We start from the raw sequence: 26,371 nt of genomic DNA on the forward strand, positions 1-26,371 counted from the left end.
TTGTTTATAACAAAAAAACACGCCAGAATTTAATTACTAGCGTGTTTCTAAACTTTATATTATTCTACAGTCTTAGGTTTACGGAAAATCCCCATTAGACCAGCAATTAATAATAGAATGCCTGGTAATAAATATACAACCGAAATACAAATGAATCCACCGATTGCTGCGATTGTCATCATAATTCCTGCTACTTTCGCTTTACTCTTTACCATAGCAGCTCCAACAATTCCTAAGATAGAAAGAAATACCGCTCCCCATCCTAGTCCAATAATTTCATTTGCTCCTTCTGCTTCAACTGCTGCACCCATTCCACCAATTAATAATGGAATAAAAGAGCAAAGAATTCCAAAAATACCACCAATAAGACCTAAAACAAATTCAGTCGTTCTTTTCATATTTCAAACTTCCTTATTTATAATTTATCTCGCTATTTATGGGCAGTAAGACTCCCACTAATTAAAGTTTCACTTTACTATTTTACTTGAAAATCGATTTTCACAGACTTCTCATCAAATGTGAAACTTGGCTTATATGTTCCAGTATATTTGTCTGCTTCTGCAACATCATAATACATTTTCCCAGTAATTTGGTTTCCTGCTGCAATATTTTCATTCATAAAGCTATTATCCATACCGAAGTATTCTTTAAACTGATTTCCTGCTCCATCAGCAAGCTTTAATTCTTCAGCTCCAAAGTACATTTCTTTTTTTCCGTTGTTTTTCGCTGAGAATTGAATCTCTAACACTTTTCCTTTTTCAGGAGCAGTATATTCATTTGGTTCAACAAAGTTAGCAGAAGTAAACATAAGTTGTAGTCCGTTTACTTCAAATGTATCCCCAATTGCAAATACTTTATTACTTTCTTCCTTCTTTTGCTCCTGTTTTGCAGAGCTATCCTTTTTAACTTCTTTTACCTCTGTATCTCCACACGCTGTTAATCCCGCTGTTAAAAGAATACCAGTAACAATTGCAACAAACTTTTTCATGCTTATTCCTCTTAAATATATGTAAAAGTAATCCGTTCTAAAAAGATATTTTTAAGTTCTTATGACCTTATTAGAAGAACCTTAAACAATATTAAGGGAACTGGCAGCCCATTTCAACGACAAATATTTTCCAATTTTATTTCGTTTTTCAAAAATAAAAAGAGCTTATAAAGTGAAACTTTAATCAGTGGGGGTTTTGTTCATCCCCCACTGATTATTAGTTGAACCAATCGGATGTTTACGGACAGTTAATCTCTCACCTAACTTCTTTGCTCCAACTGAATTTTGAGATGGGAGTTTTACTGTCCGTTAACGCGGGATAAATAGGAAGCTCTTTTTCAATACATCTCATTTATTTATAAACATCTGCCGCCAATTCCCTCAAAATATCCACATTCACTACTTCAAAGCAACCATTGTTTTTCTTTATAATCTCTTTATCACAAAAAATATTTAATGTACGTAATAGATGCCGATAACTCGTTCCTAACAATTCAGCTGTTTCTGTTAAATTCCCACTAAATACAATTCGATTTCCATGCTGCACAGCTCGTTCTCCCGCTGCTAACATGTAACTCGCAAGTCTATTTTCAAGTGGATATAATAAATTAATTGTACTATTTTTTGAAAGTCGATTTAACTTATGTGCTAACGATCCGCAAATACATCGTAAAAATTTCGCATCATGAAATAGTTGATTTCTCACTTTTCCTAAAGGCAAACCAACACAATATGAATCTGCCATTACTTGTACGTTTGAAGCAGTCTTTTGAGAATGAATTAACTCCACATCTCCTAACAGCTGCAAACTATCATAAAAGCATAATAATACAGATTTTCCGTTACTTAATGTATTAAACGCTTTCGCTTTTCCTTCAACGAAGAAAAACAAATAATCTATCTCTTCATTTTCTCTACAAATAAACTCATTCTTTTTAAAAAATATCAGTTCCATATACGGTTTCATATTATTACTAAAAAAGGAGTCAATATTATTTTGTTTCATATACTCTGCTAATTTAATAGAATTACATACTTTCTTCATAGGTCCCCCGCCTTTATAACTCATCCCCATTGTAATCAAAATTTTCTTCTTCTACTATGACATATGTCATAGTAATACACAATTTCAGCATGATACAGTCATTACAAATATGAAAATTAAAGGGGATATTACATTGTATAACTTTCTTTCTGTCTTTATTGGTGTGCTCATCGCCGTTATGCTTCCACTGAATGGAATTTTATCTGAGTTAATTGGCAAGTATACCGCAAGCGTTGTCATTCACCTTGTCGGCTTAATTGCAGTTATCTTCATTTTAATCATAAACAAAAATAAAATTCGTTTCGATAAAAGCATTCCACTTTTTTTATATAGCGCTGGAGCGATTGGAGTATTCACTGTTCTTTTTAATAATATAAGTTTCTCTGTCCTTGGTGCCTCTATTACGATTGCATTAAGCTTACTCGGTCAATCTATTGCTTCCATCGTTATTGACCATTTCGGCTTATTAGGAATGAAAGTTGCAAAGTTTGAAAAGAAAAAACTAATTGGATTATGTTTCATCTCTTCCGGAATTATAATCATGACAATTTATTAATGGAGGCAAAAAAATGTTATATATTACGATCGCTATTTTAGCTGGTGTTTCTATCGTTGTTGCTAGAATAATAAACGCGAATTTAGCAGCGAAAATTGGTAATTGGGAAGGCACGTTTTTTAATTATATTACTGGATTATTTTTCTCTATGTTATTTTTAATTTTCAGCTCAGATTCAATGTACATTCCTGTTCATACGTTGCAGTCTATTCCTATCGCTGTTTACTTAGGCGGATTAGTAGGCGTTATTGTCATCTCGTTATCGAACTATATTACGCCTAAAATCTCAGCATTTTATTTAACGTTACTCATCTTTATCGGACAATTATTTGCGGGGGCTATCATTGATTTCATCTTGTCACACGAACTCTCAATGGGCAAAGTTATCGGTGGCATTTTCGTACTAATTGGTCTCACTTACAATTTACTCGTGGATCGTCCGATAAAAACTGTGAAGCCTAACCAAGTTCAACTATAATACTTTGCGCCTCCCTATCATATATTAATAGAAACGCTCTTCATACGAAGTAATAGAAAGGAGAATATTCTATTAAGAAAATCATTTTACTGCTCGGTAGCGCATTGATTATTTTTGGTATCGTATGGTTTTTTAACTCTGGAAAATCTATTCAAGATTTGTATACAGCAAATAAGCCAAAGAAGAAAGCTACTATCATTTCAACTCAAAGAGATCCAAATGAGCCCCCTGTCTTTTTAGGAAAACAGGAAATAAAAGATATACATGTCGAGTCAATTAAAACAAAAAAAGATATCTTTCTCACAAAAACAGATGAATTAAAGACATTCATGAACAGTATGGATACAGCCAAAAAAGGAAAATTAACATTAGATGAAGAAGGATCAGATTTAATAGACTGTGATATGTGGATTACTTTCGAGGATGGAACTTATAAAAAATATTTCATATGGGTAGTTGACCATCACAGTAACGAAGTGATGATTGCTCAGCAAGATACTCCTGATGATGTAAACCTTACGTACTATCAATTAAATGAAGATAGTTCTAAAAAAGTATATAACTTATTTAAAAAAATTATTTAAACGAAAAAGTCATGAGCAAATAAGCTCATGACTTTTTGCACTATATATATTCTGGAAACACTTTACATCCCTTTTCCTGTTCTATATCATGTCCAAAGAAAACAATCGGTTTCTCTTTCATCACAACTTCTTTTAAACGTTTAATTGAAGATAAGGCTAATTCCGAGTCAAATCCCGCAAACGGTACTTCATCTTCAAAATTCTCTTTCGTATAAGATGCATCAATCGTTAATAATACAGGACCGGATTTTTCCGTCTCAATTAATAATGACTGATGCCCTGGAGAATGTCCTGGTGTATACAATAACCGAACACCAGGTACCACTTCATAATCACCTTCAATAATTTTGTAGTTTAAATCTGGTAGTATGCACTCTTTCAAATATTCCTCTCTATGCTGCGCTGCCTCATATTCAGCACGCTGTATAATAATTGGCGTATTCAAAAAAGCACCATTTCCTCCTGCATGATCAAAATGTAAGTGAGAACTAATAATATATAGAAGGTCTTCCGGCTTATATCCTACACGTTTTAAAATAGTTACGATTCTATCTTCTTCAGTCATTTTTGGCAAAATCTGTCCCTCTGCAAATGTCCCTTCAAATAAATTTTCATTATGAACCGCACTTTCTGGCATACCTGTATCTACTAAAATAGGCCCCTCTTCTGTCTCCAAAAGATAACACCATACAGGTAAGTTCAATAAATTTCCCGGCGCGAGTGTACTATTAACAGAAGAATGATCTAACATACAACGACCTGCTGGGATGAAATAAAGCTTCTTTACTGTCATTATGTATCCACCTTTACATTTAGTTTTGGATAAAGTTCACAGTAAAAAATTCCTCCTGTTAGAAATAAACTCCTTCTCTTCCTTCACTGTTTCAATTATTATTTTTGAGTCATTCACAAATTCTCCTTACACTTTTAATTACTATTCATTATTCCCCTAAGAATCCAGAGTAATAAATCAACTGTTTGTATTTTGTAATACGAAAAAGATACACACTTAAACGAATGTTACAAATAAAAGAACCGACTACCTATATATCGAGAAAAGGAGTCGGTTCTTTTATTTATTATTGCTCTTTATGTGTGGCGAGCTGAGATTATAAAAGATAATATACTATTGTTTTTTCACTGTAATATTTCCGTTATGTGTGTTTAATTTAATTACATTTTCTCCTTTTCCAATAACCGTATTTCCATTATATTTATCAAGGATATTCGCTCTGCCATTGTCAACAGAAACATTAAATTGAACATTAGTTGGTTCTTTTTCAGTTTCAATATTGATTTTTCCATTGTGAGTCATAAAATTGAGATTTCGATCCAGTTCATTCGTTTTCAGAGTAAGACTTCCATTTTTAGTTTGCCCCTCTATTTCACCTTCAACATGGTCTAGCACTATTCGTCCGTTGTTCGATTTCACATGAATATTTTGTGCCAATACATCTTTGAAATCCATAATTCCATTATTTGCTTCTGCGATAATTTTTGGCGAATTGATTTCTCTTAATTCAACACGTCCATTGCTTGTATTGATATTAAAATGTGTTGTGTTTAGTTTTTTAGCAGAAACGTATCCATTATTATTGGAAACTTTTAATGAATCATATTGTTTTTCGGGTAGATACACATTTAATGTTAATGGTGCCAATACTTCAGAAATATTAAAGTTAAACCAGCTCTGTTGTTTTTCTTTGTAAGAAATGATAAGCTTTGAATCTTTCTCATCCGTAGCTAATTTCCTTTTTACATTAGGATTAACTTCGCCATCTAATTTTACTTTAATACTACTATCTGTTGTAGGATTGATGTTAACACGAACGTTATTCGTGTCGATAATGACGCTTGACACATTATTATTGTTAATGACCTTTTCTTCTGAAATTGGTACTGTAGCAATTGAACGATAAGTAAATAAACTTCCAATAATACCAATAAGGAAAACAATACCTGCAATAATTGAAAGACTCTTTTTATTTATCATGCTTCAAACCACCTTTTACTAATGCCATATTGAACTTTAAATAACGAACAAATCCATTCTTTGCTAGCTTCGTTAAAAATAACATAGCAATAACAATGAAATATCCAAGTCCGCAAAATGCTAAAGAAACAAAAAGATTAAATAGCAAGAATGTATTTGGATGTATAATAGCATCAACTAAAACAAGTAATGGTGCGCCTAAAAATGAGATACCTAGAACCCATCCTGAAAAAATCAATGCCGCTAATGTAATTGCAGGTGCAAGCACGATTAACAAATTGAAAAAACCTAATCCAATTACTGCCCAAATTGCACGGAAAACATTTCCTGTTGTTGCACTTGTTGTTACTTTCTCAATATGATAATCTGCTAATAGCTCTTTGGCGATTTGAGCTGGCGAACCTAATGAAGCTGCAATTTCTTCTTCACTCTTCCCTTCCTCTAAGCCGAAAGTAAAATGTTCTTCATAATCTTTTAAAATATCTGCACGCTCTTTATCAGATAATCTTTTTAGAGATACATTTAATTGTTGTAAAAATTTATCTTTCGTCATTACGTACACCTTCTTTAATTAATTGATTGACACCTTGTGAGAACTCATTCCATTCCTCCAAAAGTTGATACAAATACGTTCTACCTTTATCCGTGAGTGTATAATACTTTCTTGAAGGACCCTCTGAAGACTCCTGTAAATACGTGGTAAAATATTCTTCCTTTGTTAACCTTCGAAGAAGAGGATAAACAGACCCTTCTGATATTTCAATTCGATTAGAAATATTTCGAACTAATTCATATCCATAACGGTCTTGCTTATCCAGTAAGACAAGAACACAAAGTTCCAAAACTCCTTTTTTAAATTGTACATTCAATATTCATTCACCCTATTCTAATTAATATCCACTACTATTTATTATTTAGTACTGTTTTATAATAAGTAACTACAAGTATAACATAACACTTAGTATTGTTCATTGCAAGGTACAGTAGAAAAAAATATATACCTTTCATCCAAAGCTTATAAAATCAAAACGATGGCTGGCCCTCTGCAGTTACAAAGTTATAAATGAGGCTAAAACAAGCCTTTTACAAAATAGAAAGGACTCAACTTTTTTACATAATCACACTTTACCTACTATAATAAAAGAGTAAATGACTCTTACTTTAATGGAGGGAATACAAATGAAAGCAATCGGTTTACATGAATACTTACCTATTGAAGAAGAAAACAGTTTAATTGATATTGAAGTTGAAAGACCTGTTGCTACAGGAAGAGATATACTCGTTAAAATTAACGCTATTTCCGTTAATCCAGTTGATACAAAAGTTCGCTCTCCGAAAGATAAAAAAGAAGATGTAGCGAAAATACTTGGCTGGGATGCTAGTGGTGTTGTCGTGCAAACTGGAGAAGGTTGTACGTTATTTAAAGAAGGCGACGAAGTGTTTTACGCTGGAAGCATTACGAGACAAGGTACATATAGTGAATATCATTTAGTTGATGAAAGAATCGTCGGTAAGAAACCAAAAACGTTAAGTGATGCGGAATCTGCAGCACTCCCTTTAACAGCTATTACAGCATGGGAAGGTTTATTTGAACGTTTAGGTATTGATTATAATAAAAGAGATGAGAATACATTTAAAAACATTTTAATTATTGGCGGTGCTGGTGGTGTAGGTTCAATTGCCATTCAACTTGCGAAATGGGCTGGACTGAATGTCATCACAACTGCATCCCGCACTGAAACGATACACTGGGTTGAAAAATTTGGTGCCGATTATATTATTAACCATCACCAACCTTTACAAGATCAAATATTAGAGTTTGGTCTAAAAGATGTAGATTATATTTTCTGCGTAAACAATACAGATCAACATTGGCAAGCAATGTGTGACCTCATTAAACCACAAGGAAAAATTTGCTCTATCGTAGAAAATGAACACCCTCTTGAGATGGGGATTTTAAAAAGTAAAAGCGCTACATTCGTTTGGGAATTTATGTTCACAAAAGCAATGTATGAAACTGGCGATATGATTACGCAACACGAACTATTAAATAAAGTAAGCGAACTATTAGATGAAGGTATTTTAAAGACTACATTAAATGAAACATTCACACCAATTAACGCTGAAAACATAAAGAAAGCACATGCACTACTTGAAAGCGGAAGTACAATTGGGAAAATCGTTTTAGAAAAGTTTTAATAATAAAAAGTCCGATTTCCAAATGAGAAAATGAGAAATCGGACCTTTTTATTATCTTTATTTACTTGAAATCTCTTGATCATTTGGAACATCTAATGGACGTCGTTTCCCTATTCCGAAAGCATAGAAACTAATTGTTACGATAGCTAAGAAAACAATACCTACAACTAGTGAAATACGTGTATCATCGTTAAACCACATTCCGATTAATACCATAATTAAAAAGGCGATTGTTAAATAGTTTGTGACAGGAGCAAATGGCATTTTGAACGGATGATCTTTCATCTCTGCTCCCTTTTCTTTTCTGAAATTAATTTGACTAATTAAAATGACGAACCATGGTACCATACCAGGAAGTACACTCGCACTATATACATATACGAATAAGTTTTTCGGTGCAATATAACTTAAAACAACACCGACCGCTAAACCGATAATTACGCCAACTGTACCGAATAAAGGCACACCATTTCCAGAAAGTTTCGTGAAATATTTCGGCGCTTGTCCATTTACACCTAACGTATAAAGCATACGACCCGCACTATAAATACCACTATTACAACCAGACATCGCCGCTGTAATAACAACGAAGTTAATCAGTCCAGCTGCTGCCGTAATACCAACCTTCGCAAAAGTTGCTACGAACGGGCTACCAATTGTACTTAATTGATCCCACGGATACACAGTTACAATAACGAAAATAGCACCAATATAGAAAATTAAAATACGCCAAATTGTACTTTGAATCGCTCTTGTAAGTGTCTTCTTCGGATCCTTTGCTTCACCAGCAGTAATACCGATTAATTCCACACCTTGGTATGCTCCCACTACAAGTGATAAAGCAAAGAAGAATCCTGAAAAACCACCTGTAAAGAAACCACCATTTGACCAAAGATTTGATATGCCAATCGCTTCTCCGCCGTTACCAATTCCAAAGAAAATAAGTCCAAAACCGGCAATAATCATTAATAGAATCGTAACGATCTTAATCATCGCGAACCAAAATTCAAATTCACCAAATGACTTAACAGAAATTAAGTTAGCTGCGCCAAGAATAACCATTGCGATTACACCTGGTATCCAAGCTGGTAAGTCTGGGAACCAATATTGCATATATGCTCCTACCGCAATAATTTCTGACATCCCAACGATAACCCACTGGAACCAGTTACTCCACGCTGTCATATAACCAGCTAACGGATGGATATACTTATGGCCAAACGTCGCAAATGAACCTGTACTCGGCTCCATATACAACATTTCACCCATCGCACGCATAATGAAGAAAATAAAAATACCTGCAATTGCATACGCAAGCATTACTGACGGACCTGTCCATTTAATCGTGCTGGCTGACCCCATAAACAAGCCAACACCAATCGTTCCGCCTAAAGCAATCATTTGAATATGACGTGCTTCTAAGCCTCTTTTCAATTCTTTGTTTGCCACTTCACTTCCCCCTCTTAGATGATTCATAACCGCATTTTAAAACAAGATGCCTTCCCCTAATTCCTTTCGGCATTGAAAATGATGAAGCAAACGTCATTTTACACTAGCTTTAAAGCTATCTTAAAATCGTTTTTTGCCTCTTACAAAATTTTCAAAACCTTTCATCTTCCAATATTCTATAAATCTTAAAATTACTTACCTTATATTAATTCATTAATCTGAAAAATTCAATTATTTTTTCAATAAATCAATATGCATGATTATGTTTAATTTTTAACTGAATTAACAATAAAATACATCTATTCAATTTGATTCCGGTATGAATATTATTACAATATAAATAACCAAGGAGAGTATTTCTTCCTCGGTTTCACATCTCATGTACTTCAATCTTTATAGTTGATAGCGTGATTTCCTACACGTCCGATTCATATACCAACCAGAAATTTAATATATTAATAAACTACTAACTTCTTTAGTCCAGCCCAATTTTGAGACAGAAATCTTGCTTCCTCAAAACAGCGGAATAAAATATAAAAGAGTCTCACTAAAAAATGAGACTCTTTTACCATTTCATATTTAATTCATTTTTGAAGTTTCTTTACCTAAAATAAACACTTTAGTAAACACCATCATGATAACTACTATAGCCAGAAAATAAAGTGGCATCACGAGTAACGAGCCCGTATGAAGCTGACTCATTCCCCAAATTGTCACCGTTACAATTACATAGTACCCTAAGCTAAACAAAGCTCCGGCTGTACCAATAACATCTTGAAAATCTACTAACGCTAAACTTAAGCAGTTAGGTAACGCTATCCCAATTCCTAATAGCAATAAAAACATCGCTACTAAAAATCCAATCATATATATTATATTTGGATTTGATCCCAATGAAGTAATAACAGTTAAAAGGATAGCTCCTCCTGTCATTACAAGACAACCGATATATATAATCTTCTCTGGTTTATATGTGGCAAGCAATTGTTTTGAAACTTTCGCTCCAATAATAGAAGCAGAAGCAACAACAATTCCTAAAAATCCATACATACTAGGTGATAACTGAAAGTATTCAATAAAGATAAATGGCGCTTCTGCATAATAGCTAAATAAAACACCATTCGCTCCTCCAATTAATAACCCATATGTTACTACTTTCGGATTTGTAATTAACCTCTTCAAGACTGAAAACACATTTATTTTATTTGTTACTGAGTCCGTCTTTGTTTCGGGAAGAGAAACAAACGTATATAGAAAAATCCCGACACTCATAACTACTAAACTTAAAAATACGATTTTAAATCCAAACATCTGATCAAGAAAGCCACCAATTAATGGCCCTATCGCTGGTGTAAAGGCAATGACTGCCGAAATTTGAGCAAACATAACATGCCTCTTATGCCCTTCTACACTTTCACGTAGAATCGTTTGTGTAACAACAGAGCCAGCACTTGCTCCAAATGCTTGAATAAAACGACTTACCAATAAAACTTCAATGGAATTTGCAATAAAGCATAAGAAACTCCCAGCGCCATATACAACAATTCCAAATAACATTGCCGGGCGACGGCCAATTATATCCGATAACCACCCAATAAAAAATACACCTAAAGCAAATCCAGCAAAATACACACTTAGTGTTAACTGTACCTCATTATTACTTGCATGTAGTGCCTTTGAGATGTCAGGTAAAGACGGTGTGTAAATCGTTTCACTAATTTGCGGAAATGCGACAAGAATGATCATTAACAAAAGTGATGGTACTGAGACTTTTTTCATTTTTCATACCCTCCTATAACTTTGAAAATCTCAGAAATAAAAAGACTTTCCTTAGCTACGGAACAGGAGGGGCCATTATAGAAATACGATCATAAAATAACAAAGAAAACACCTCAATTACGTATGTTAATACTTATAGGAGGGTAATATTAACATTGATTTTAATATATACTTTTTCAATTATATTACATATTTCGTTTCTTTTTCTAGTGTTGAGCCTTGTAGGATTTGTTAAGAAGATAACTTGAAGCTACCACCTTTTTGTGGAATAATTAGAAATAGTTTGAATTAACAGTTCCATTAAACGGTAGACTAGCACTTTTTAATGTCGTAAAGCTTACAAACAGGAGGCCTTTCGTAATGATTGAAATTTTAAAGACAATAGTAAATTTCCTAATTTCTCTATTCTCAGGAGAATTACCAATTGTATATTATGTGTGGATTATCGCTTTATTTATCATGCAAATAATCCAGGCTACTCTCAGCTATAAGCTCTTTAAAAAGAAAGTCAATTTCAGCACCTATATGTCAACAGAATTACTCGCTTTTATCATTCTATTGTTTGGCGGTATGTTAATATCTAAGTTACTTGCCTACATAATAGACGATCCTACTATTAGTATGACAAATGTAACACATTATTTTATTTCTCTTATCATACTAACTATATTTGTCTCTATTGGCTTTATTAAAGACTTTTTACTAACATCTATTAATAATAAAAATATAGCTCTTTTTACCACTTTAGTAGTTTCCTTAATAGCTAGTATACTGTCATTCAAGTTTTTATCACCTTTCATTGCAGGTTCCTTTTCTCTTTCTAAATCTTTTATATCTACTTTAATTATTGTAGTACTCGGGTTAATTGCTCTATTAATTTCTTTAGACGAAAAGTATGCAGATGAAGAGTAATTCTTACATATATAGTGTGAAATTGGATGTCTATTCTTTTTTAACGGTATTACTAAAAAAATAACATAGTGATTGAATCGAAAATTACGTAGAAATGAGGAACTACAATTGAGCATTGAACAACAATTATATGATGCAGTGAAACGTTTAATTGACCAAAGATACCCACATGGTTGGGGCGGAGCTGCAGCAATTCGTGTAGAAGATGGGTCCATTTATACAAGTGTGGCCCCTGATGTAATAAATGCTTCAACAGAACTTTGTATGGAAACAGGTGCTATTTTAGAGGCGCATAAATTTCATAAGAAAGTTACACATTCTATTTGTCTTGCAAGGGAAAATGAACATTCTGAATTAAAAGTGTTATCACCTTGTGGTGTATGCCAAGAACGTTTATTTTATTGGGGACCGGAAGTACTATGCGCCATTACAAATTCGAAACAAGATATTATTTTCAAACCGTTAAAAGAGTTACAGCCATACCATTGGAGCGAAGCATATCATGATGAATTTACAAAAGAATGGAGTACAAGATAAAGGAAAGGTTGCTCGCAATTAGCGGAGAATAAAAACTATTAAAAAAGCACCGTCACAAATGACGGTGCTTTTTCTATGTAAGAGCTACTAGAAGGTTTCCTTCTAGCCTACTCCCATTTATAAGTCCAAAATTGTTCAAGTTGCAGCCATTTTAATGTTGCTGCATCTTTGTTTTTGATTTTTACGTGTGTTTCTTCTAACATCGCTTCTGTTTGGGAACGATGCGCACCTAGTGCAGCTAATTTATGCTCGAATACTTCACTAATATTATTTACAACATCCGGCTCACCTAAGACAGCTTCGCGATTTTTCGTAATTGCAACTGCATGAATGACTGGACGTTCTTCTTTTGGCATACGTGATACAGCGCGAACGACAGCGCGACCAAATGCATCATGATCTGGATGTACGCCGTGCTCTGGATAAAATGTAATAATTCGAGATGGATTTACTTCTTGAATGATTGCTTCAATTTTATCTGCAACGAAATCAACATCTTCAAATTCTAACGTTTTATCATGGAAACCAAGCATTCTTAAATCTTGAATTCCCATCGCTTCACATGCATCTTTTAATTCTTTTTCACGTATATTTGGAATCGTTTCACGGTTAGCAAATACGTTTTTCCCCATGTTACGTCCCATTTGTCCTAAAGTACCACATGCATACGTTACAGGTACTCCTTGATCTGTTAATAAGCGAATTGTTCCTCCCGCAGCAAATGCTTCGTCATCTGGATGCGGAAATACAACAAGTACATGTCTCTCCATAAGTTTCCCTCCTTCTTACTTAAATGGCGTTAAGCTTAACTCAAGTGCAACTGCTAAACGGCCTTGATTATCGTGCCCTGCAAGTAATAAACGCTCTTTATCGTCTACTTCCCAGTGCGTAATACCTTCTGCATATACCCAGCCGTGATCCACTTTCAAACCAACTCGGTATGGATTCGTTCCAGTAATCTTCCCGCGCTCAAAGCGAATAATTGCATTTCGAATGAATGCACCAACCGTCATCATCTTTTCGTTAAAGTGTGACGCATACGCTCCGTTCGTTGTTTCTAAATGAATATATACATCTTTATTTACAAAACGTTCAATTTCATTTTGAATAAGAGAACTATCTTTTACTATTTCCATCGGAATTCACCTCTTTAAACCATTTTACGCAAAAATAATGTAAATTGCTATCTCTATATTAGAGGACAGCGCCCACTTTTCCTAATAATTTGCACTGTGTTTCTTTATTTTTTTATATCATATGTAAAATCATCATTTTTCCCTTCACTTTGTTAAATAGTTTTCTTTCTTTTTTGAATTTGCTACAATATATTTTATCCCGTATGAATACAGCGAGATACATTTCGACAATTGAATACATACTTTAAAGAAGGTGACATGATTGGAACAATCAGCACATGAAGTAGCAAATTGGCAATATTATTTTGCAATTGCCGTATTTTTAATCACGTACGGATTTATTATTTCTGAGAAATTGAATCGTGCTGTAATCGCACTATTCGGTGCTGCTATTATGATTATTTTTGGAGTTGTAGATTTACATACCGCTTTCACATCACATATTCAATGGGAAACGATCACCCTTTTAATTGGGATGATGATTCTCGTACATATTACGAGTCAATCAGGCGTATTTGAATTTGTAGCCATTAAAGCGGCAAAAGCAGCTGGCGGAAAACCAATCCGCATTTTATTATTGCTATCCCTATTAACTGCTGTCGGATCAGCATTTTTGGACAACGTAACAACCGTTTTATTAATCGTACCTGTTACACTGTCCATTACACGTATTTTAAAAGTAAACCCTGTTCCTTATTTGATTTCAGAAGTGCTATTTTCAAATATAGGCGGAACAGCAACATTAATCGGTGACCCACCGAACATTATGATTGGATCAGCAAACAAGCATTTAGATTTTAATGCCTTTTTACTAAACTTAGCTCCAATCGTAATTATTATTTCTATCGTTACACTTGGCATTATTTACTTCATGTATCGCAACAAACTAAAAACAACAACTGAGCAAATTAAAATATTAATGGCATTGAACGAAAAAGATTATATTAAAGATCAAAGCCTCCTTTTAAAATCGATCACGATTTTGGGACTAACTATTTTAGGCTTTGTACTTCATTCGATTATTCATGTAGACGCTGCCGTTATCGCGATGACAGGCGCTACACTTCTTATGCTAATCGGCGTGAAAGAACATGATATTGAAGATGTATTTGCCCACGTTGAATGGGTAACTATTTTCTTCTTCGCTGGACTATTCGTTCTCGTTGGCGGGTTAATTGATATCGGACTTATTTCTTCACTCGCAAAAGAAGTACTCGACGTAACAAACGGTAATATCGGTTTCGCTGCGGTACTTATTTTATGGGTATCAGGCATCGCATCTGCGACAATTGACAATATCCCCTTTGTCGCAACGATGATTCCGCTTATTCAAGATTTAGCTACAGGACTCGGACTATCTGTTGACTCTCCGCAAATCGAAGTACTATGGTGGGCGTTATCACTTGGAGCTTGCTTAGGTGGAAACGGAACATTAATCGGAGCATCCGCAAACGTAGTCGTTGCTGGTATTGCAAAACGTGAAGGACATGGATTCTCGTATATGGACTTCTTAAAAATTGGTTTACCGTTAACAATTATTGCGCTATTGTTATCACATGCTTACATATATTTACGTTATTTAATGTAATAAAAGTTATATTGCATGAAATTATATCGTCAAATACAAAAGGTTTGCAGCACTATGCTGCAAACCTTTTTTCATCACCAAAATATACCGATAATTGCTAACCCACCTAATATCATACCACCAATTTGCCCCACGATTGCTGGCGATAATTGAACACCTTTTCTCACTTCAACAACCGGTCTTTCATGCCTTAATTGCTGCACTTCACTTTGAAGTTGATGTACACTTCCGTGTAATTCTTTAATTAATTCCTTTAATTCAGCGACCTCTTCATTTACTGGTTTTGCTTTTTCTAAGTTCATTTTGCATAACTCCTTATAAGTTCAATCAATACATTGTAAAAATTCGCCAATTACCGTTTTATCTCCTGCATATTACACATATAAGAATGCATTTTTAATCTTGCATCTCTATCCATTCATCCCGCAATATCCCCATAACGATACGATCAAAACACTTCCCATCTCTTTGAACCGCTTCTCTCATACAGCCTTCGATCTGAAAACCCATTTTTTTATACAACTCAATAGCAGCTTTGTTATAAGAAATAACATCCAGACCGACACGGTGTAAATTCAATTCATAGAAAGCATATTTTAAGATAAGGTGGATCGCTTCTCTTCCATATCCCTTCCCTCTATCATTTGCATCTCCTATACCAATTGCTAATAAACCCGTCCTGTTATTCCACTCTATGCCATGAATTGCAACAAAACCAATTAAGCGATCATCTTGAACTGTCCTTACCATAAAAGAAACACTATTCGATTTCCTTCCCTTTAATAGACCATCACTTGCTATTTCCTGTAAAGATTGTGGGAATGCTATATCTGTATCGACATTTCTTAAATACTCACTATCTTCTTGCCATTTAGCCATTACTTCAGCATCGTTTTCTCTCATAGCTGTTAATTTCATCGTTTTATTTTGAAAAAGTTTCATTGTCATTTCAAACTCCCCCTTTTTTAATAACGGGGATACTTATTTTAGCCTATTTATCCCCTTGTTCCATAAACTGCGTTATAAACGGGATACATACAATAAGCGCTGACATTGGCACATCTCCTCTACACGAAATTAACTTTATTGTATAATTTCCTGTTTATTCTAACAACAATAAAAAAGCCCTCCAAATTTAGAGGGCCTTCCCTAATAATAAAACTACATTATTTCGTAAACATTTTCTCCGCCTCATCCATTGCCATTTTGTTACCTAAAGCAGAATAGTCAAGCCATGGTTGGTCATTAATAATGTATACATGCTTGCCTTTAACAGCTTTTAAGTCTTTCCAAATTGGTGTTTCTTGAAGTTGTTTAAATGCAGCTTTTGCCTTATCGTCTCTATTTACAACAACGAAAATAGCATCTGCATCAAAGTCAGGTAATACTTCTTGGGAAATGACTTCGAAAGGACGGTTTCCATCAATTTTCTCTACACCATTTGCAGGTTGTAATCCTAAGTCTTGGAATAAAATTGGGCCCATCGGTCTTTTCGTACTAAATACACGTAATTCTTTTGCAGTAACGCGAATTGCCATTACTTTTTCGCTATTACCTAACTCTTTATCTATTAAACTTTTTACTCGTTTTGATTGCTCTTCGTAATCTTGAATATATGTATCCGCTTCTTTCTCACGGTTTACAAGTTTACCAACTTGTTTTAAATGGTCTCTCCACGTACCCTCATCTAAATTGAAAGAATGTGTTTTTGCAATTTTTTCGTATTTCGCTAAATCTTTGCCAGCGTATTTTTCATCCACATAAATTTCAGATGGCTTTAACTGAAGTAACGCTTCCATATTCGGATCTGTTACAACGCCCAGTTTCTTCGTATCTTTCAGTTGTTCTTTTGCGTGTGGTAAGAAATCTTTTAAATCTCCACCAATTACAGAACCTACTGGTGTAATTCCTAATGCAAGTAAATTATTCGTTAAGTGAATAGACATAGAGGCGATTTTTGGGTCATTACTTTTTTCCGTTTTTTTCGTTGCCTCTTCATTAGATTTCGTTTGACCACATGCTGCTAATACTAAAATACACATGATGCTAAATAAAATAGTAAGTTTCTTTTTCATATGTTCTCCTCTTTGAAGTATTTATTTTGTTTTTGTAAGTAAATAAAGAAAATACGGCGCTCCTAAAGCTGCCACTACTACACCAGCTGGAATAGAGTTTGGCTCAAATATAGAACGACCTATCGTATCTGCTAGTACTAAAATAATCATTCCGATAATGCCAGCTAGTGGAAGGAAATGTTGATACGTAGTACCTACTAACTTTCTTGCAATATGCGGAGCAACTAAACCAATAAAACCAATCCCTCCTGCCATCGATACACTCGCGCAAGATAATCCAACCGCTGTAGCTAAAAGGAGTAACCGTTCTTTTTGAACAAAAACACCAAGTCCCGCTGCCACACTATCACCTAGTGACAATGCATTTAATGTTTTAGATTTTAGCCATGCATACGGAGTTAGTATGAAAATCCAAGGTAATAATGCAAGGACATGAATCCAATCCCTTCCCCACACATTACCAACTAACCATCTAGAAGCGAATGTATATGTCTCATCATTTAACTTGAGAGAGAAAAATAACGAAATTGCACTAAATCCAGCTGAAATAGCAATACCAACAAGAATAAGTCTAATAGGCAGTAAACCCTTTGACCGATCACTCGCAAGTATAATAATTAAAAATGCAGCTAGCACTCCTCCGCCAAATGTAAATAACGGTATTAAAATCGATGCATTCTCATTAATAGAATGAAAGAAAGTAACAAATATAATTAGCCCGAAGGATGCACCTGCATGTAATCCTAAAATACCAGGGTCTGCAAGTGCATTACGTGATAATCCTTGTAAAATCGCACCAGAAATCCCAAGGCCAATACCAGCTAACATGGTGATTATAATTCTTGGCATACGATAATCGTATAGCACTGTTACGCTCTCAAAATCACCATAACCGAAAAGTGTTTGAATTACTTTGAGTGGTGCAATGCTAAGTGTCCCTGTATTTAAGCTAAGTAAAATGACAGCGATACTAATACAACCGAATATTGTAGTTACAGTAATGGCTCTTTTTTTATCTGCGGTAATAAGATCCTTCACTTATAGCTCCCTCCCAACTTTACGTGCTATATAGAGGAAGAATGGAACTCCAACAAGAGCTACCATAATTCCTATCGCCAGTTCTTTAGGAGGGTTTACTGTTCTTGCCCCTAGGTCAGCTAAAACTAATAACATAGCACCTAATAATGCTGACATAGGAATAATGAGTCGATAATTCACACCAACTATTTTTCTAGCAATATGCGGGATAACGAGTCCTACAAATCCGATAGAACCAACAGCTGAAACAGAAACACCCGCTAGAATAACTACTATAATCATCCCTAGTATTCTCGTTCGGTTCGTTTTTACTCCTAAATTTGTAGCAACATCATCCCCCATTGATATGAGTGAAATAGATCGCCCTATCACTATCGCAAAAAGAATCGTTATAAGAATAATAGGAACTAAAAACTTCAAATGTTCCCACTTAACCCCTGCAACACCACCAGCGTACCAAAACGCTAAATCTTGACTTAAGTCATAATAAATCGCGATACCTGAACTCAACGAATGCAATAGCGCGGCCATAACTGCCCCTGCAATCGTTAATCTCATCGGTGTTAATCCGCCTGATGTGGCCGATCCGATAATAAAAATGAGTACTGTACTTAAAACCGCTCCAATAAAAGAGACAATCATTAAATAGGAATATGGCATATGCGGAAAAAAGGCAAAACTAAGTGCTACTACAAACATCGCACCTGCATTTATGCCAAGCACACCTGCATCAGCTAAAGGATTTCGTGTTACTCCTTGCATAACAGCCCCAGCGACCGCAAAAGCCGCTCCTACAACTGCTGCGCCAATTACCCTTGGGAGCCTTAATTCGTAAATGATTTGATGCTGCGTTAATTTCGGATTGTAATCAAAAACCGCTGTCCACACCGTTTGCAAATGAATATCCTTTGCACCAAATGCGACGGCCAAAAATATAGATCCAATTAAACATATAATTGTTAAGCTCATAAAACATATGAACTTAATATGTATCCAGCGGTTATTGCCAGCACGTATAGTAGACTTATGTAACATGTTTCATTTCATCCTTTATATTCAGTTGTTTTTTATAATTATTTTTTATTTATAATTAATATTGATAATAATTATCATTTTCATTTAGATATTATATCCCCACTTTTTTTAAATAGCAAACTATTTTTTACTTTGTTATATATTAAAATACTTATTACAATTCCCCTCTAAAACTTACAAATACATGCAAAATAGACTACTGGTTTATTTTTTAAATTGTAGTATACTTAGTCATTATTTTGAGTTTTCTAACAAAAATAAAGGAGACACAATGTTCTATATAAAACAACTATTACATTTCACTTACGAGCAAGCATTATCTTGTTTATTCCCAGTCGTTATTTTCTTAACACTAGCCCTATCAAAAATCATTTCGATCCCAGGGTTATACCGCTATGATTTTATACTCATCGTATGTCTTCTTATGCAGTGGATTATGTATAAGACTGAACTTGAGACGAAAGACGAATTAAAAGTAATTACTGTTTTTCACATTATCGGGCTTTTACTAGAAATATATAAAATACATTTCGGTTCGTGGAGTTATCCGGAAGAGGCGTATTCGAAAATTTTGGGAGTTCCACTTTACAGTGGTTTTATGTATGCAAGTGTCGCAAGTTACATATGCCAAGCGTGGAGAAGATTGCATTTACAAATGCTTCATTGGCCGAGAGCTATTTTTACAATTCCTCTAGGAGCAATAATTTACTTTAATTTTTTTACACATCATTTTCTATATGACTTTAGATGGGTATTAACTGTCCTTTTATTCATCGTTTTCTTTCGGACATTTGTAGAATTTTCATTACGAGGCGTTACCTATAAAATACCACTTGTTCTCTCCTTTTTCCTTATCGGTTTCTTTATTTGGATTGCAGAGAACATCGCAACATTTTTCGGAGCATGGCAATATCCAAATCAGCGGGAAGCGTGGAAACTCGTTCACTTAAGCAAAATTAGCTCATGGTTTTTACTCGTTGTTATTAGCATTATAATTGTTACACAACTTAAACATTTGAAGGAGTCGAAAAAATAATGCTGATTATGTAAAAAAGCCCATCACTCATTAAAGAGTGATGGGCTTTTTTACCGTCCTTATCAAAGGAGTTATACATTACAAGAGCATAAGCAGTTACACATTATGAACTACTAGTAGCTGAAGAGGTTGCTGCAGATGAAGCGGCAATCGTTGCCATCATAGCTGCTTGTTGTGCTTGTATGAGGACTTCTATCATTGTTTGTAAACCTGTGTTAGTAGCTTTACTTTCCTCACCTTTCTGACTTACGAACAATTGAATAGCAATAAGAATATTCGTGTCTGTATGCCAACGGAATAATTTCTCTCCCTGCAATTTTTCAATCAACGCTGTAATAGAATGAATCTCTTTTTCTCCATCCTCAAGTAACGCTAGTAGCCCTATGGCTGGGTAATGCATCTGTTTCACTTTTACCTTTTCTTTTTTTAACGAATTCCATATGTTTGTACATGTTGCAACTAACATTTCTTCACGAACATCCTTCTTTAGTGAAAGGATATGACTTAAAAACTGAAGATCATTCCCTTTACGCAAACCAGCTTTCGCTAGTTTCTGATACAGACGTTCTACACGGTCCATAAGTGTTTCTACATTCTCTGATTGTCCTGCTAGTAAAACTGCAAGTGGGTAATCATTTGTACTTGTAAGAAAAAGGTGATCCTCTTTCATCCGTTTATATACTTGCATCGAACGCTGAATGTGCGTGCCATGCTGTTCATTTTCTTCTGTTAAAAGCACAGATGCTGCGAGATAAGTAAATATACTCCGACTAAAACCACCAGCAACCAATTGTTCATATAAATCTAAAAACTTCCGAAAAGCCTTCTTGTAATCTGTAAAGTGAATATCTAAAGTTGCGGCCACCACAAAGCGATGATAAGACTTTAAGTATGAAAACATCCCTACTTGATTTTTAATATAACTACTAATCTCTAAAAAACGTCCGAGATCAAACAATTTATCACTACCTGTATACATAGCAGCAATCATCATACCTGTTCGAGAATCACTCGTTTTCCATTTTAGTTCTCGCTTTAACTGTGTATACGTATGTGTGTATTGCTCCAACTTTTGTTCTAATGTAATCATAGTATTCACCCCTATTTCTAGTTCTTCTCTTTTATTATACTTATATTTCATGCAGGTTTCACAACCTTAATTCTGTATTATCTTCAATATTTTCCTATTATGTAAAGCAAATATAATAACTATTCCTATTTTATCAGTATCAAGATTGCAAGCGCTTATACCCCCTTTAAGCGCAACGACAAAAAGGATAGATAATAAATTATCTATCCTTTTTGTCGTTATATTATTTCACAATACAGGTGTAATTTCGTTTTTTACATGCAATTACAACTAAAGAGCTTTAATAATACGCTCCATCGCCTTCATTTGCCCAATATGATCAGCTTCATGATAAAGCATCATGCCGTAAAGCTCACCTACCGTTTCCAATCCTAGGAATGGCTCTGGAAGTTTATTTTCAAATGCTTCTGCTGGAATTTCGTTAATACGTTTTGCTTGTTCTTTTAATTGAGCTGCTAACACTTCCAATGACGGCCCCTCTGTTTTCCATTTAGATGGTCTTGATCCATACCCAAACATACCTGGATATTCAGTTGGTAATTGTTTGAATTCTTTTCCAAACATGAAAACTTCTGCTGCCGTTAATACATGACCGATATGCCAGCGAATTGTATTGTTAAAACCCTCTGGCTGTGTATCTACAGTTTTATCGTCTAGCGTCTCCATAAATTTAAGCAATTCCCCACGCGTTATTTCAAATTGTTTTAAACCAACTAGTCTATTCATTTGATCGTTCTCCTTCTTCATGTACCATTTATTATGAACTAAGAATGGTCAATTTATTAAAGTTTCACCTTGTTTAATCTATCAGAAACAATGGAGAAATACATCTAATATGCTTAGTAAAAATAATAAAAAGGTTCACCTCTCGTACATATAGAATTAGTTACTACACAAATAGTTTAGTAAATAAAAGAGGAGTGTTAATCACATGTTACATGTTTTAAAACAGCAATATAATCTTATTAGCTCTACAAGAGAAACTCTATTTTCATTTTTGGAAGAAATCCCACTAGAAAAATTACATAGTACTGTTCCAAATTTCGGGAGCGGTAGCATTATAAAGACGCATATTCATGTAGCTGATTGCTATCGATACTGGCTTGGATCATTTGCATTTAAGCAAAAGCGAGCAGATTTTTCATTTGCTAGTGATGATGAAATTGGGCATACAGATGTGGAGAAAGTCCGTGCTAGATTTAAGTTAGTAGATGAGACTGTACAACGTTTTTTAGATGAATACAATGACCGCTGGCTCGAAAATATAGCAAATGAAGTAAAATGGCAAAAAGAACCTTGGAGCACAACACCGCTATGGCTTTTAACTCATACAGAGACACATGAATTTCATCATAAAGGACAAATTGTATCGATGGCTCGTCACCTTGGATATACTCCTCCTAATACGGACCTTATTAGTTGATTACCTAAAAACTTAGAAAGAATACAAATCGAGCATGCTTTGAAAACCACTCAAAACATGCTCTTTAAATATGCTATCTTAATTTTTTATAATATGATCAATACCAAATAGTCTCAGCATAATTATATGCATCACTATTCGGAATGGCATGTTTCCCCTGCGCTTGCGCCTTTCTTGGATCTAAATCGTATACCATTGGTGTATAGCATGATGTTTGCCCTTTATTTACAACACCATTTCCTCCAGCACTGCCGCAAGTGTATGCCTTTCCATCTGTTTTTCTTACAATTCTTGCATCAGCTTCATTATTATATACTGCTGGGCGGGTTACAGTAACTTTTGCCCACGCTGTCTTACACGTCGTGCTAAATTTTAATTCCACATAAGAATTGGAATCAATCCATTTCTTTTCTTTCGTTACTGCGGATTGGTCACAACTATTGTAATACGGACTTTTCCCATCATACGAATGGTCTTCTGCATATGCTTTTTCATTACCAGTCGTACTAAACATACTAGTTAAAACGAGCAAAGATAGAAAAAAACATGCGCTCAGCTTTTTTAAAAGTTTCATAGCACTCTGCTCCCTTATTAATAACGTCCAGTTTTCCCGTAACCATTATTAATCGTCACCGCTTCGGCATCAGCTGTATAACCAAAATCAGCAGTTAAATCAAATACCATTCCTGTATACGTGCTCGTTTGACCTGTTTTTATTGCTCCATTACCACTATTAGAATCTACTGATTTTTGGAATACACCGTTTTTATATTTATTAATAACAGCGTAAGCATATACTCCTCCAGAAACAGAAGGTGCTGGTTGATCTAAAACAAGCTTAGACCATGCTGCATGACATTTATTACTGTAACGTAAATAGACTGTTCCTACTTTTTTACTACCTTCGTACACGGCTGTAGACTTTGCATTAAATCCATCAGCATCACACGTTGTACTTCCCCCGTATACCTTTGTTGTTGCTGGATTTTTCCCGTCATAATAACTACTTAAATCAGTAGCTGCAAATGTACTTTCTTGAAAACTAAATAATCCCCCGACACTCACTACACTTAACGCACATACTTTCATTAGCTTTTTAAACATTTTAAATCTCCCCCTCAAAATAAGTACGTATAATAAAGACAATCTATCCCCTATGTACGCCCCTCCTTTCATACTTCCTAGAGGCATCTTACAGAAACCAATAAACGTTGTAAATTTCCTTATGATTATTGGAATATACGAAGAAATTTACGTATCCATCTAAGAAAAAAAGTTGAGAAATACACATTTTATAGCATCCTTTATTTAAAACATAAAAGAACCGATACTCGTTTCATGCAAGCATCGGTTCTTTATACAAAATTTCCATTTTTACTACTATATAAAATAAATATTTCTCCACTTAATCCGTTGTAAGAAACTCCCTCGTTACATCAATAAATTGCTGCAGTGGCACTGTCATCCATTTATCTTTATGCCATGCAATTTGTGTGTAAATTGGTGAGATTGCACTTTCTACATGTAACTCTTTTATCGTCCCTTCTCGTATATCTTTTTCTACTACTATCGCTGGTAAAACAGCTATTCCTAAATCTGCAATAACACATTGTTTAATTGCCTCTACACTAACGAACTCAATTTTATTTGCTGGATACACATCTTCTGTACGAAGTAGCTCTTCAAATAAAGTCCGGTACGAGCACCCTAGCTCTGTTAGCAACAGCGTCTCACTTTCTAAATCTTTTGTAGAAATGGAAGCTTTCTCGAGTAAATGATGCCCTGAAGCAGCTACTATTTTTAATTCTTCTTTCATAAGCGGCTCCACATGTAAAGTATCTTCTGTTTTACATTCGTCCAAAATAAAGGCAAAATCGACTTTTCCCTCCATCAATTGTTCTTTCGCATCTTTATTGGAATGCGCCGGTTTAAATATAAGCTTTATTTGAGGAAATTGTGCTTTAAACCTCTTTAATATAGAAGGAAGTCTATATGTACATTGGCTTTCCTGCGCACCGATTATTAACGTACCTGCTATTTCTTCATCATCTTTCACAGCCATTTTCGCTTCGTTGCTGAGTGCGATCATCTTGTCGGCATATAGTTGAAACTTCCTGCCTGCTTCAGTTAAGAAAAGGCGTTTTCCTAATCTTTCAAATAACGGCGTACCGAGCTCAGCTTCTAATGTTTTAATTTGCGCTGTTACGCTTGATTGAGCAAAGTTTAATTTCTTCGCAGTTTGCGTAAAATTCAAAGTGTCCGCGGCTATTTTAAATGTAATTAATTGTTTTATCTCCATTTATCGTCCCTCTTTTCAATCGATATTTCCGATTGATTTCATCGAAATAATCCTCTTTGTCTATTGATATTTGTATTGTATGATAAAAAGCATCGACAAACAATAAAATGGAGGTATTCCATATGAAAGCACTTTGTTTTGAACAGTTTGGAAATCCGGATGTACTACAATATAAAGAACTAAATGATCCAATCATAAATCCAAATGAAGTTCTCGTCCGTACGAAAGCAATCGGTTTAAATTTCGCCGACATTTATAGACGCCGCGGTGATTATCATCTCGCTGGCAACCCGCCGTATATATTAGGTTATGAAGGGGCTGGCATTGTTGAAAAAGTAGGAGCTGACGTTACGAATATTAATCCTGGAGATCGTATTGCATTTGCTGATGTACCATTTGCTAATGCAGAACTAGTTGCTGTTCCGTCTGAGAAAGCAATTATACTTCCAGATTCTATTTCTTTTGAAACAGCCGCTTCTGTCTTATTACAAGGATTAACAGCACATTATTTAACGAAAGATAGCTATGAAATAAAACAAGGTGATATAGCTTTAGTACATGCCGCAGCTGGTGGTGTTGGGCAACTTCTTATTCAAATCATTAAACTACTAGGCGGAACAGTAATCGGCCTCACGTCATCAAAAGAAAAAGTACAAATAGCTACATTAGCTGGTGCTGACCACGTATTTTTATATACGGAAGCATGGCCTGCGAAAGTACTTGAAATAACAAACGGTGATGGAGTAAATGTGGTATATGAATCAGTAGGTTCTACATTAGAGAATAGTTTTAGCGCTACTAAAACTGGTGGCACTGTCGTATTTTACGGAATGGCCGGTGGTAATCCTGCGCCTGTTGATCCGCGTATGCTGATGGATACTTCGAAAACTTTAACTGGCGGAGACCTTTGGAACGTGCTTACTACGTATGAAGAACGTAAAAAGCGTTCTACTCAATTATTTGATTGGATCGCTACTGGCAAATTAAATATTGCGAGCCCTACTACATTCTCCTTACAAGATGGTGCTCTTGCACATGAATTATTAGAGAGCAGAAAAAGTACTGGGAAGATTTTATTGATCCCATAATTAACAAAATAAAAAGGAAGCTAGATTTCTCTACCTTCCTTTT

The 26,371-nt window shown here is 34.8% G+C and carries 31 protein-coding genes; 10 read left to right on the top strand and 21 right to left on the bottom strand.

Translation table 11 applies throughout. The features are described 5' to 3' along the window. Positions 1 to 59: 59 nt before the first annotated feature. The 3 genes from ACZ76X_RS04565 to ACZ76X_RS04575 form a co-directional block, all read right to left on the bottom strand. Positions 60 to 398, bottom strand: a complete 339-nt coding sequence (locus ACZ76X_RS04565; protein WP_479849694.1) for a DUF4064 domain-containing protein — start codon at positions 396 to 398, stop codon at positions 60 to 62. Positions 399 to 475: 77 nt separating this feature from the next. Further along, complete coding sequence (locus ACZ76X_RS04570; protein WP_479849695.1) at positions 476 to 988, bottom strand: DUF4352 domain-containing protein; 513 nt, start codon at positions 986 to 988, stop codon at positions 476 to 478. Positions 989 to 1,340: 352 nt separating this feature from the next. Continuing rightward, positions 1,341 to 2,033 (bottom strand): cyclic nucleotide-binding domain-containing protein, encoded by a 693-nt coding sequence (locus ACZ76X_RS04575; protein ID WP_479849696.1) that lies wholly within the window; start codon positions 2,031 to 2,033, stop codon positions 1,341 to 1,343. Positions 2,034 to 2,142: 109 nt separating this feature from the next. On the opposite strand from ACZ76X_RS04575, the gene ACZ76X_RS04580 reads away from it, so the two are divergent. From ACZ76X_RS04580 to ACZ76X_RS04590, 3 genes are all read left to right on the top strand, one after another. Next, the gene (locus ACZ76X_RS04580) at positions 2,143 to 2,589 is read left to right on the top strand and encodes a DMT family transporter (protein WP_479849697.1); all 447 of its coding nucleotides are present in this window, start codon (positions 2,143 to 2,145) and stop codon (positions 2,587 to 2,589) included. A 13-nt stretch (positions 2,590 to 2,602) separates the two neighbouring features. Next, a complete protein-coding gene (locus tag ACZ76X_RS04585; RefSeq protein WP_479849698.1) occupies positions 2,603 to 3,067 on the top strand; it encodes a DMT family transporter in 465 nt (154 codons plus the stop codon). Positions 3,068 to 3,156: 89 nt separating this feature from the next. Continuing rightward, on the top strand, positions 3,157 to 3,651 hold the full coding sequence (locus ACZ76X_RS04590; RefSeq protein ID WP_479849874.1) for a hypothetical protein: 495 nt from the start codon (positions 3,157 to 3,159) through the stop codon (positions 3,649 to 3,651). A 40-nt stretch (positions 3,652 to 3,691) separates the two neighbouring features. Here ACZ76X_RS04590 and aiiA read toward each other — a convergent pair whose 3' ends face one another. The 4 genes from aiiA to ACZ76X_RS04610 form a co-directional block, all read right to left on the bottom strand. Then, a complete protein-coding gene (gene aiiA / locus ACZ76X_RS04595) occupies positions 3,692 to 4,444 on the bottom strand; it encodes a quorum-quenching N-acyl homoserine lactonase AiiA (protein WP_479849699.1) in 753 nt (250 codons plus the stop codon). 333 nt (positions 4,445 to 4,777) lie between these two features. Continuing rightward, positions 4,778 to 5,644 carry a DUF4097 family beta strand repeat-containing protein gene (locus ACZ76X_RS04600; protein WP_479849700.1) on the bottom strand — a complete coding sequence of 289 codons (867 nt, stop codon included), beginning with the start codon at positions 5,642 to 5,644 and terminating at the stop codon, positions 4,778 to 4,780. Continuing rightward, positions 5,634 to 6,197, bottom strand: coding sequence for an HAAS signaling domain-containing protein (locus ACZ76X_RS04605; RefSeq protein WP_479849701.1), 564 nt, complete (start codon positions 6,195 to 6,197; stop codon positions 5,634 to 5,636). Before ACZ76X_RS04605 ends, ACZ76X_RS04600 begins: the two co-directional genes overlap by 11 nt. Then, positions 6,184 to 6,513: a PadR family transcriptional regulator gene (locus tag ACZ76X_RS04610; RefSeq protein ID WP_001969260.1), complete on the bottom strand. Its 330-nt coding sequence runs from the start codon at positions 6,511 to 6,513 to the stop codon at positions 6,184 to 6,186. Before ACZ76X_RS04610 ends, ACZ76X_RS04605 begins: the two co-directional genes overlap by 14 nt. Before the next feature lie 310 nt (positions 6,514 to 6,823). On the opposite strand from ACZ76X_RS04610, the gene ACZ76X_RS04615 reads away from it, so the two are divergent. Next, the gene (locus tag ACZ76X_RS04615; protein ID WP_479849702.1) at positions 6,824 to 7,843 is read left to right on the top strand and encodes a zinc-binding alcohol dehydrogenase family protein; all 1,020 of its coding nucleotides are present in this window, start codon (positions 6,824 to 6,826) and stop codon (positions 7,841 to 7,843) included. Positions 7,844 to 7,900: 57 nt separating this feature from the next. On the opposite strand, the gene ACZ76X_RS04620 is transcribed toward ACZ76X_RS04615, so the two are convergent. Together ACZ76X_RS04620 and ACZ76X_RS04625 are read right to left on the bottom strand one after the other, a co-directional pair. Further along, complete coding sequence (locus ACZ76X_RS04620) at positions 7,901 to 9,292, bottom strand: amino acid permease (protein ID WP_142291789.1); 1,392 nt, start codon at positions 9,290 to 9,292, stop codon at positions 7,901 to 7,903. Between the two features lie 579 nt (positions 9,293 to 9,871). Continuing rightward, positions 9,872 to 11,071 (bottom strand): multidrug effflux MFS transporter, encoded by a 1,200-nt coding sequence (locus ACZ76X_RS04625; RefSeq protein ID WP_479849703.1) that lies wholly within the window; start codon positions 11,069 to 11,071, stop codon positions 9,872 to 9,874. 360 nt (positions 11,072 to 11,431) lie between these two features. On the opposite strand from ACZ76X_RS04625, the gene ACZ76X_RS04630 reads away from it, so the two are divergent. Both ACZ76X_RS04630 and ACZ76X_RS04635 read left to right on the top strand, forming a co-directional pair. Further along, positions 11,432 to 11,983 (top strand): DUF5823 family protein, encoded by a 552-nt coding sequence (locus tag ACZ76X_RS04630; RefSeq protein ID WP_479849704.1) that lies wholly within the window; start codon positions 11,432 to 11,434, stop codon positions 11,981 to 11,983. A 108-nt stretch (positions 11,984 to 12,091) separates the two neighbouring features. Then, the gene (locus tag ACZ76X_RS04635) at positions 12,092 to 12,520 is read left to right on the top strand and encodes a cytidine deaminase (protein ID WP_097907608.1); all 429 of its coding nucleotides are present in this window, start codon (positions 12,092 to 12,094) and stop codon (positions 12,518 to 12,520) included. A 107-nt stretch (positions 12,521 to 12,627) separates the two neighbouring features. Here ACZ76X_RS04635 and bshB2 read toward each other — a convergent pair whose 3' ends face one another. After that, on the bottom strand, positions 12,628 to 13,290 hold the full coding sequence (bshB2, locus tag ACZ76X_RS04640) for a bacillithiol biosynthesis deacetylase BshB2 (RefSeq protein WP_097907609.1): 663 nt from the start codon (positions 13,288 to 13,290) through the stop codon (positions 12,628 to 12,630). 15 nt (positions 13,291 to 13,305) lie between these two features. Next, on the bottom strand, positions 13,306 to 13,656 hold the full coding sequence (locus ACZ76X_RS04645; protein ID WP_479849705.1) for a YojF family protein: 351 nt from the start codon (positions 13,654 to 13,656) through the stop codon (positions 13,306 to 13,308). A 262-nt stretch (positions 13,657 to 13,918) separates the two neighbouring features. Between ACZ76X_RS04645 and ACZ76X_RS04650 the strand changes: the two genes are divergently transcribed. Then, complete coding sequence (locus ACZ76X_RS04650; protein ID WP_479849706.1) at positions 13,919 to 15,244, top strand: ArsB/NhaD family transporter; 1,326 nt, start codon at positions 13,919 to 13,921, stop codon at positions 15,242 to 15,244. Between the two features lie 74 nt (positions 15,245 to 15,318). On the opposite strand, the gene ACZ76X_RS04655 is transcribed toward ACZ76X_RS04650, so the two are convergent. From ACZ76X_RS04655 to ACZ76X_RS04675, 5 genes are all read right to left on the bottom strand, one after another. Beyond that, a complete protein-coding gene (locus tag ACZ76X_RS04655) occupies positions 15,319 to 15,546 on the bottom strand; it encodes a coiled-coil domain-containing protein (RefSeq protein ID WP_001047302.1) in 228 nt (75 codons plus the stop codon). A 94-nt stretch (positions 15,547 to 15,640) separates the two neighbouring features. After that, entirely contained in the window at positions 15,641 to 16,192 is a 552-nt protein-coding gene (locus ACZ76X_RS04660) for a GNAT family N-acetyltransferase (protein ID WP_479849707.1), read from the bottom strand. 218 nt (positions 16,193 to 16,410) lie between these two features. Then, positions 16,411 to 17,319, bottom strand: coding sequence for an ABC transporter substrate-binding protein (locus ACZ76X_RS04665; RefSeq protein WP_479849708.1), 909 nt, complete (start codon positions 17,317 to 17,319; stop codon positions 16,411 to 16,413). 21 nt (positions 17,320 to 17,340) lie between these two features. Further along, positions 17,341 to 18,357, bottom strand: a complete 1,017-nt coding sequence (locus ACZ76X_RS04670; RefSeq protein WP_479849709.1) for a FecCD family ABC transporter permease — start codon at positions 18,355 to 18,357, stop codon at positions 17,341 to 17,343. Next, positions 18,358 to 19,392, bottom strand: a complete 1,035-nt coding sequence (locus ACZ76X_RS04675) for a FecCD family ABC transporter permease (RefSeq protein ID WP_479849710.1) — start codon at positions 19,390 to 19,392, stop codon at positions 18,358 to 18,360. Between the two features lie 271 nt (positions 19,393 to 19,663). On the opposite strand from ACZ76X_RS04675, the gene ACZ76X_RS04680 reads away from it, so the two are divergent. Then, positions 19,664 to 20,428: a DUF817 domain-containing protein gene (locus tag ACZ76X_RS04680; RefSeq protein WP_479849711.1), complete on the top strand. Its 765-nt coding sequence runs from the start codon at positions 19,664 to 19,666 to the stop codon at positions 20,426 to 20,428. Between the two features lie 103 nt (positions 20,429 to 20,531). Here the strand turns inward: ACZ76X_RS04680 and ACZ76X_RS04685 are convergent, their stop codons facing one another. After that, positions 20,532 to 21,569, bottom strand: a complete 1,038-nt coding sequence (locus ACZ76X_RS04685; protein WP_479849712.1) for a DUF4003 domain-containing protein — start codon at positions 21,567 to 21,569, stop codon at positions 20,532 to 20,534. 219 nt (positions 21,570 to 21,788) lie between these two features. After that, entirely contained in the window at positions 21,789 to 22,265 is a 477-nt protein-coding gene (locus tag ACZ76X_RS04690; protein WP_113710877.1) for a DinB family protein, read from the bottom strand. A 184-nt stretch (positions 22,266 to 22,449) separates the two neighbouring features. On the opposite strand from ACZ76X_RS04690, the gene ACZ76X_RS04695 reads away from it, so the two are divergent. Then, entirely contained in the window at positions 22,450 to 22,941 is a 492-nt protein-coding gene (locus tag ACZ76X_RS04695) for a DinB family protein (RefSeq protein ID WP_479849713.1), read from the top strand. Positions 22,942 to 23,038: 97 nt separating this feature from the next. Here ACZ76X_RS04695 and ACZ76X_RS04700 read toward each other — a convergent pair whose 3' ends face one another. From ACZ76X_RS04700 to ACZ76X_RS04710, 3 genes are all read right to left on the bottom strand, one after another. Beyond that, entirely contained in the window at positions 23,039 to 23,515 is a 477-nt protein-coding gene (locus ACZ76X_RS04700) for a DUF2690 domain-containing protein (RefSeq protein ID WP_061659197.1), read from the bottom strand. Between the two features lie 17 nt (positions 23,516 to 23,532). Further along, a complete protein-coding gene (locus ACZ76X_RS04705) occupies positions 23,533 to 24,045 on the bottom strand; it encodes a DUF2690 domain-containing protein (protein ID WP_479849714.1) in 513 nt (170 codons plus the stop codon). Positions 24,046 to 24,346: 301 nt separating this feature from the next. Beyond that, positions 24,347 to 25,240: a LysR family transcriptional regulator gene (locus ACZ76X_RS04710; RefSeq protein ID WP_479849715.1), complete on the bottom strand. Its 894-nt coding sequence runs from the start codon at positions 25,238 to 25,240 to the stop codon at positions 24,347 to 24,349. A 122-nt stretch (positions 25,241 to 25,362) separates the two neighbouring features. Between ACZ76X_RS04710 and ACZ76X_RS04715 the strand changes: the two genes are divergently transcribed. Beyond that, positions 25,363 to 26,328 carry a quinone oxidoreductase family protein gene (locus tag ACZ76X_RS04715; protein ID WP_479849716.1) on the top strand — a complete coding sequence of 322 codons (966 nt, stop codon included), beginning with the start codon at positions 25,363 to 25,365 and terminating at the stop codon, positions 26,326 to 26,328. Positions 26,329 to 26,371: the final 43 nt, after the last annotated feature.

Source organism: Bacillus sp. BC05(2025) (genome assembly GCF_056725905.1).